At 38.0% G+C, this 2,228-nt stretch carries 1 protein-coding gene and 2 pseudogenes; all 3 read left to right on the plus strand.

What is annotated here, in order from left to right:
• Positions 1-279: pseudogene (locus tag ACFIO3_RS11930) on the plus strand (asparaginase); the annotation flags it as partial.
• A 122-nt stretch (positions 280-401) separates the two neighbouring features.
• Positions 402-1,400 carry a type I pantothenate kinase gene (coaA, locus tag ACFIO3_RS11935; protein ID WP_375606822.1) on the plus strand — a complete coding sequence of 333 codons (999 nt, stop codon included), beginning with the start codon at positions 402-404 and terminating at the stop codon, positions 1,398-1,400.
• Between the two features lie 13 nt (positions 1,401-1,413).
• A pseudogene (locus tag ACFIO3_RS11940) lies at positions 1,414-2,228 on the plus strand (M17 family metallopeptidase); the annotation flags it as partial.

Raw genomic sequence — 2,228 nt, forward strand, 5'->3', positions numbered from 1 at the left:
GGTTTTGGTGCAGGACACTGTAGTTTTCAAGAAGCAGACCTCGTACAACAATATGCACAAAAAATACCAATCATTATTGCTAGTCGTTGTTGTAATGGCTCCACAACTCGTATAACTTATGGCTATAAAGGCTCAGAAATCGATATGATTGCTTCTGGTGCGCTCATGTCTGGTTATTTATCAGCCGTAAAAGCCCGTCTACTTTTATGGGCTTTTTTGGCGCAAGGGTACTCATTGGAACAAATCCGTGTAGATTGGAATGACTGGACGATAAGCTAACAAAAAATGACCTATTATCTTGAAGAAGAGAGCATGAAAAACAAAATTTACTTGAATACAAAGCCGTTCACATGTCCGTTCTTAATCGATTGCTGCGGCAAAAAAATTCTCGACCAATACAAATGATTGATACGACTATACAAAAAATTAATCAGAAAGATAATCTGGTCAAATCCGTTTCTGACCGATATTCACCCTACCGTGTCTTTACTGCACAACAATGGTCAGAGTTTCGTGCGGATACACCTCTTACTTTGACTTTTGATGAAATTAAGCGTTTACGCTCTATGGATGATCCTATCGATCTTGAGGAAGTTCAACGCATTTATCTTTCTTTATCGCGTTTGTTATCATGCCATGTTGAAGCCGTACAGGAACTTTTTCACAAACGTCAGAAGTTTCTCCATCAAGAAGAGATGAGGAAAACGCCTTTTATTATTGGAATTGCTGGTTCTGTAGCAGTAGGAAAATCAACCACTGCTCGCATTCTTCAAGAACTATTGAAACGTTGGACATCTAGTCTTAAAGTTGATCTGATCACAACGGATGGTTTTCTCTATCCTAACGCAATCTTACAGCAAAAAAATCGTATGAATCGTAAAGGATTTCCTGATTCCTATGACATAAAAAAATTGCTATGCTTTCTTTCTGCTATAAAAGCAGGTGTCGGAAATATTCGTGCTCCGCTTTACTCACATATGACCTATGATGTTCTAGAAAACCAGACAATTGCCATTGACCATCCTGATATTTTAATTGTTGAAGGTATTAATGTATTACAGGTCAGTGATCTTCCTAAAGATGGGAAAGCCATTCCTTTCGTATCTGATTTTTTTGATTTTTCAATTTATGTCGATGCTGAAACAGAAGTCATTCGTCACTGGTATTTGGAACGTTTTAAACGTTTGCGTAAAACAGCTTTCCAAAATCCTGAATCCTATTTTCATCGTTATGCCCACCTCAATGAAAAAGAAGCCTCAAAAATTGCTGAGGATCTTTGGCAAACGATTAATTTAAAAAATTTACAAGAAAATATATTGCCAACACGACCAAGGTCCAATCTCATTCTACGAAAGGGAAAAAATCATTTGGTCGAATATGTCGCACTTAGACGACTATAAGGATCTCATAACTATGCACCACCACCCCATTCATTTTACCTCAACGCGTATCGATAACAGTTGCCCTATCATCTTGGTAAACCAAAGAACTCTTGCCAACTTATCACTTGATGCGTCAACAACAGCATGGATAAAAGTTAATGACTTTACTGGTAAAGCAGGACAAATACTCTTTATTCCTCACGAAACGGGGCATTTAAAAAAAGTTTTATTTGGAATTGGCAATGGTAACGATCCTTTTATCACAGGAGTTCTTGCTCAAAAACTTCCTGCTGGTCAATGGCATTTAGAAGGTACAAACTCTGATGAAATAAATACCTATCTTGGATTGGCATTCGGCAGTTATCAATTTAATCGCTATCGTCAAAATTCTTCTTTCAAATCTTTATCTATCCATGTCAATGAGGCAATTGATCTTAATGAACTCCAACGAATTTATGAAGCTGTCTTCTTTGTCCGTGATCTCATTAATATTCCAGCCAATGATATGAACCCTGATACTCTCGAAAAAGAAGTACGACAACTAGGAAAAATTTATGGTGCTCATGTCCAAAGTATTTGTGGAGATGATCTCTTAACCCATAACTTTCCGATGATTCATGCCGTAGGACGAGCAGGCAGTACTCCACCACGACTGATTGAGTTACTCTGGGGCCAAGAACATCATCCTAAAATAACCTTGGTGGGCAAAGGCGTAACTTTTGATACTGGAGGACTCGATATTAAATCAGCCAATAACATGTTGCTTATGAAAAAAGACATGGGGGGTGGAGCAAACGTTTTGGGATTGGCTAAACTTATCATGGATGCAAAATTGCCTTTCCGTCT

It is taken from the genome of Bartonella sp. AD328YNZD (assembly GCF_042196425.1).

Excerpts from the sequence above, each read along its gene's own strand:
- coaA (WP_375606822.1), top strand. The coding sequence starts at position 402 with ATGATTGATACGACTATACAAAAAATTAATCAGAAAGATAATCTGGTC.